At 40.2% G+C, this 4,505-nt stretch carries 6 protein-coding genes; 4 read left to right on the top strand and 2 right to left on the bottom strand.

Annotation, left to right across the window (positions count from 1 at the left end; translation table 11 throughout):
- The 4 genes from A3757_RS16230 to A3757_RS16245 form a co-directional block, all read left to right on the top strand.
- On the top strand, nucleotides 1-1,007 hold a 1,007-nt coding region (locus tag A3757_RS16230; RefSeq protein WP_197470082.1), incomplete at its 5' end, for a tetratricopeptide repeat protein.
- Nucleotides 1,008-1,107: 100 nt separating this feature from the next.
- Entirely contained in the window at nucleotides 1,108-1,569 is a 462-nt protein-coding gene (locus A3757_RS16235; protein ID WP_068553633.1) for a hypothetical protein, read from the top strand.
- 117 nt (nucleotides 1,570-1,686) lie between these two features.
- Nucleotides 1,687-2,283 carry a hypothetical protein gene (locus tag A3757_RS16240; RefSeq protein WP_068553632.1) on the top strand — a complete coding sequence of 199 codons (597 nt, stop codon included), beginning with the start codon at nucleotides 1,687-1,689 and terminating at the stop codon, nucleotides 2,281-2,283.
- A gap of 1 nt (nucleotide 2,284) precedes the next feature.
- Entirely contained in the window at nucleotides 2,285-2,773 is a 489-nt protein-coding gene (locus tag A3757_RS16245) for a hypothetical protein (RefSeq protein ID WP_068553631.1), read from the top strand.
- Between the two features lie 801 nt (nucleotides 2,774-3,574).
- On the opposite strand, the gene A3757_RS16250 is transcribed toward A3757_RS16245, so the two are convergent.
- Both A3757_RS16250 and A3757_RS16255 read right to left on the bottom strand, forming a co-directional pair.
- Nucleotides 3,575-3,976 (bottom strand): PIN domain nuclease, encoded by a 402-nt coding sequence (locus A3757_RS16250; RefSeq protein ID WP_068511100.1) that lies wholly within the window; start codon nucleotides 3,974-3,976, stop codon nucleotides 3,575-3,577.
- Nucleotides 3,973-4,167: a type II toxin-antitoxin system VapB family antitoxin gene (locus A3757_RS16255; protein ID WP_068553630.1), complete on the bottom strand. Its 195-nt coding sequence runs from the start codon at nucleotides 4,165-4,167 to the stop codon at nucleotides 3,973-3,975. Before A3757_RS16255 ends, A3757_RS16250 begins: the two co-directional genes overlap by 4 nt.
- Nucleotides 4,168-4,505 lie beyond the last annotated feature (338 nt).

The following is a 4,505-nucleotide window of genomic DNA, read 5'->3' on the forward strand; positions in this document are numbered from 1 at the left end:
AAGGTTATCTCGGTGACATATATAGGTTGGGAAAACTTGGAACGCCTGATTATTCTGAGGCTGCAAAATGGTACAACTTAGCTGCAGATCAAGATGGCGCTTATGAAGCATATCAGTTAGCCCTTCTGCTAAAAGATGGTAAAGGGGTATCGAAGAACACGCGAGAAGCCTATAAATATTTTAAGAAAGCTGCTGATAACGGGAAATCAGACGCTTATTTTTACGTGGCTTATTTCTTAAGTGAAGGAGAGGGTGTTAGCAAGGATTTAACTGCGGCTAGGAGTTGGTACGAGAAAGCGCTCTCTGATAAACCCTCAAGTGCCGTTCAGAATAATTTAGCATTAATGTATCAGCGTGGCGAAGGAGGAGAAAAAGACTTAACGAAAGCTAAGGAGTTATTTAAGTTGGCCGCTGATTCTGGCAATGAGTATGCAGTAAACAATCTTAAAACATTGGAAAATATGCTAGCCATTCAGAAAAAACACCCGAATTCTCCGAAGCTATTTGGTATTCATCTCTACGGCGCTACCCGAGATGAAATGCGGTCAGCCATAAAAGAGGCAGGCGCTAGGCCTACTCGAGAGAAATATAGCTATTTTGCAGATAATTATAATTCCAGAAATATCATGCCTGGCTCAACAGAGATGTTAGTTTTCTATTCTCAAGAATCAGATGGAAATGATTATGGTTCATCAGGTGATTATTTGGCACAGATTCAGTATAAATTTCCATCTTCTAATAAGTGGTATATCGATGAAATAAAGGATTTATTATCACAAAAATATGGTTACCCCGATAATTCCTACGGCTCATCAAACTTAGGGGAAGTGACCCACTACTGGTATAAAGATGGTGTGACAATTAAATTAGAACGTGGATGGCCTAATCTGAATTTGTGGCTTTCTTATAACGTATCTGATTTCAAATACAAGATGGACGCGGAAATCGCAGCAGTAAAAAAAGCCAAAAAGATGAAGAAGTATGAAGGTTCTAGTTCCGCATTCTGACCTAGACAAAGCTAACAAAGCGCTGCTAGGGACAAACCTACGCTGCGCTACGGTTTGCCCCAGAGCGCGGCGTTAAGTCTCATAAAGGAAGGTTACTTTAGTGATAAGGATTTTAATATTATTTACCGCACTGATCGTATGCAGCGCAGCTAAAGCCGAAATGTCGGGCTTTGCGCCTCTTGATTTTTTACCTGATGTCGATAGAAATGGTATACGTGATGACATTGATAAACAAATAATTGATCTATATGAAAATGATAAACGCCGCATACACTTGGCTAGTCGCGCTGCTAAATTAATCCAAGAAATCGCGCAAAATGAAGATTCTCCAGATTATGTCCATACTTTGTATCTCGAGTTAGAATCGATCAAAGTTTGCTGGAAAACACTAACTAGCGAATATCTAGAAGTTACTCTTGATCCGTTAGTTTTAAACACTTATGCAGTTTTGTACCCTTATTTATCGGTCCTTGCTGAAGCTATCAGACTGCATGGATCGGCTCGCGATGAGATTATCAATACCGTCTTAAAGCAAAAATATTTCGAGTTTTGCTCATCATGATCAAACTTAACAAGTTTAGCCTGCATCGCCCAAGGACGCCTTGGGCTGGACTCGCTATCGCTCGCCGCAGCTAAAGGCGTTAGAATTTTTAGGCATCATCCACAAAAGGAAGTATTAGTGATTAAAAAAATACGAATATTAATTTTCATTGCTGTTTGTTCTGCTCTTTTACCAGCTTGCGCTCATTTTTCCTCAAGTTCTTTCCAAGAAGAATATGTTCAAGGTGATCAAACTACATTTAACACTGGTGATTCTGTATTTCTTAAGATTAATAGTTATGCCAATTGGTCTGACTATTCAACGGTTAACACGCTAGTTGCAGATGCACTCCAAGAAAGCTTTTCTAAAAAAGGTATAAAAGCAAAATTTCTCTCTGAGAAAGATGAGCTTCCTCAGAGTTATCTTGAAATTGTTTCTATTGTTGATAATACCGCAGGTGATGAAAGTCGTGACTTTGATCCCCTTTCGTATTTATCTGCAGTTTGGTGTGGCTTGTCAGTTTTTGTTCTACCTATGATTAGCACCGATTTCGATGTGCTCGTAAAAATTAACCGATTTGAAAATGGTCAAATTGTGTCTAGCCATTTGTATTCAAGTCATATGTATCAAATGGCTGGGTTTTCTATGATTCCATTTATGAGTTCGGACGATGTTGGAGACGATATTGCCTCTATAGTGGATAATGTTTCTCAGGATTATTTGGAGTTAAATTAAGATGATCAAGCTACTTTCAATAACAATACTCGCTAGCTTGCTTAGTTCGTGTGCCTCTAGCTATTTCAACGTCTCAAAGAATACCCCTAAAAGCGAGTCAGCAATCTTGTATACATACAGTGAAGGACAAAGGGCTGGAACAATTTATACAGTGTTACTTAAGTCAATTAATGGCGAAAAACTTTCTGGAAAGTCTAAACGATGGTTATATGTCAAACCCGGAGAGTATGAAATTGAGGTAACCAGTCACAAGTACAATGAAGGTGCATATATCGCAGGAGCTATTGCAGGAGGTGTTGCTGGCGGAGCCATGGGGGCAAGCGTTGATACTGGTGCCATTGTAGCAAGCTCTGAAGCATACGCAGAAATGGAGCGAACTAGAGTAGAAGATAATAATATCATCGCGCGGCTGGAAGCTGGGAATATATACGTGATCGATCCAGTTATTGAAAACAAGAAAATAAAGTATTTTGAAGTTAAAACGTACTAAATAAAGAAATTCTAACCAAGCGTTCAACCGGACTCGCCTTCGGCTCGCGCGGTTAACGCGGCGTTAAATGTTTTTTTGCCTTAAAGGTTAAGGCTCAATATTCGGCAAGGAATGCACGTTTCTAATCTGGCATCTTTCCGTTTAAATTTTTAGGGTAGGTGGTACGGTTTCCAACTGTTCCGCTCCGCTGTTTAAGCTTCTCAGGTACATTTTAATTTGTAGAGGTTTCGTTGGTGGTGTGTTCCTAGGGAATCCGGTAAAGTCATCAACTCATATATTTTAGTCGCAGGCAGGTACTCAAGTTTCGCCTTCGGCTACACAACGTGGCGTTTGGGTTGTTGGGTGTATCAAAACATCTAACCAGTACATCAAAGATCGCCCAAACAAGTTTGGGCTGGACCGTCGCGACGCGCCGGCCCTTTATGTAAGCGTTAAATGTTTTTTTGCCTTTAGGTTTAAGGCTCAATATTCGGCAAGGAGTGCTCAGTTCTAATCAAGCATTCCACCGTTTAAAATTTTAGGGTGTGTGGCACGGTTTCCAACTGTTCCGTTCTGCTGTTTAAGTTTCTCAGGTACATTTTAATTTGTAGAGGCTTCGTCGGTGGTGTGCTCCTAGGGAATCCGGTAAAGTCGCCATCTATGGTGTTTTTGTCTCAAGGCAAGCACTTAGGTTTTAACGTGGTGTTTGGTTTAGTTGGGTGTTCTAAAACATCTAACCAGTTCATCAAACATCACTCCGGCCACAAAGAGACGTGGCCTGCGTTGGACGCACGATAGAGCTGTGCGCCGTTTATAAAAGCGTTATGTCTTTGAAATGGCTGAAATTAATCCGCAGTGTTCTACAAATGGTTTGAAATCTCTATCGGTAAAAAGAAGCGGCACCTTATTATCTATACAAAAAGTCGCAATAATCACATCCGCTGTTTTCCTTATCGTAATGCCTCGCTTCCTCAGCAATCGATAATAGTCCGAACATTGCAATACCATCCTATGACCAAGCATTTCATATTGGTCTAGTTTCCCAAGTACAGACTTGGTTTTATTGTATTCTTTGTCGCTTTTTATGCCCTGCAATATCTCAAGCAAAATTAAATCGCCTAAAGCAACATTCCCCTTCATTAATTGCCTGTCTAACTCATCGGTATAGGGACTTACTACGCCGTTAAAATAATCAATCCAAACACTTGTGTCAGCAATAATCACTTATCGCCTCGCATTTCGTTTAAATCGCCTTCCCAGTGTATTTTCCCCCTTAAACTACGTACAGCTTGTTGTTCATTTAGCTTAATAAGCAACTTTAAGCCTTCTTCAACAGCATCTTTCTTTGTATGTAAGCCGCTTACCTTTAAAGCATTTGCCATTAGCTCGTCATCAATTACAATGTTGGTTCTCATAAAACACCTATGTGTATAACAAATTAACTAAATACACATTAGCACAATAAATAAACATAACCAAGCGTTCAACAAGGACTCCGTAACAATGTCACCTTTTTCGCGCTACGCGGCAAAAAAGCCGCCATTGTTACTACGCCTGTTAACGCGGCGTTATAACCTAAGGTAGATTATGGAAGACTTCCCGATTCAAGTAATTTCAGCTTCTAAGGCAACAATGAAAGGGGCAAGCGGTGATGTCTCGCTTGAAATTGAGCTGGCTCCGTTTGAACTGAAAATAGATGATTACTCTGAGTCCGTAAAAACCAGCATTAGGCTTGAGGGCATCAAGATACCTA

It is taken from the genome of Oleiphilus sp. HI0117 (assembly GCF_001635235.1).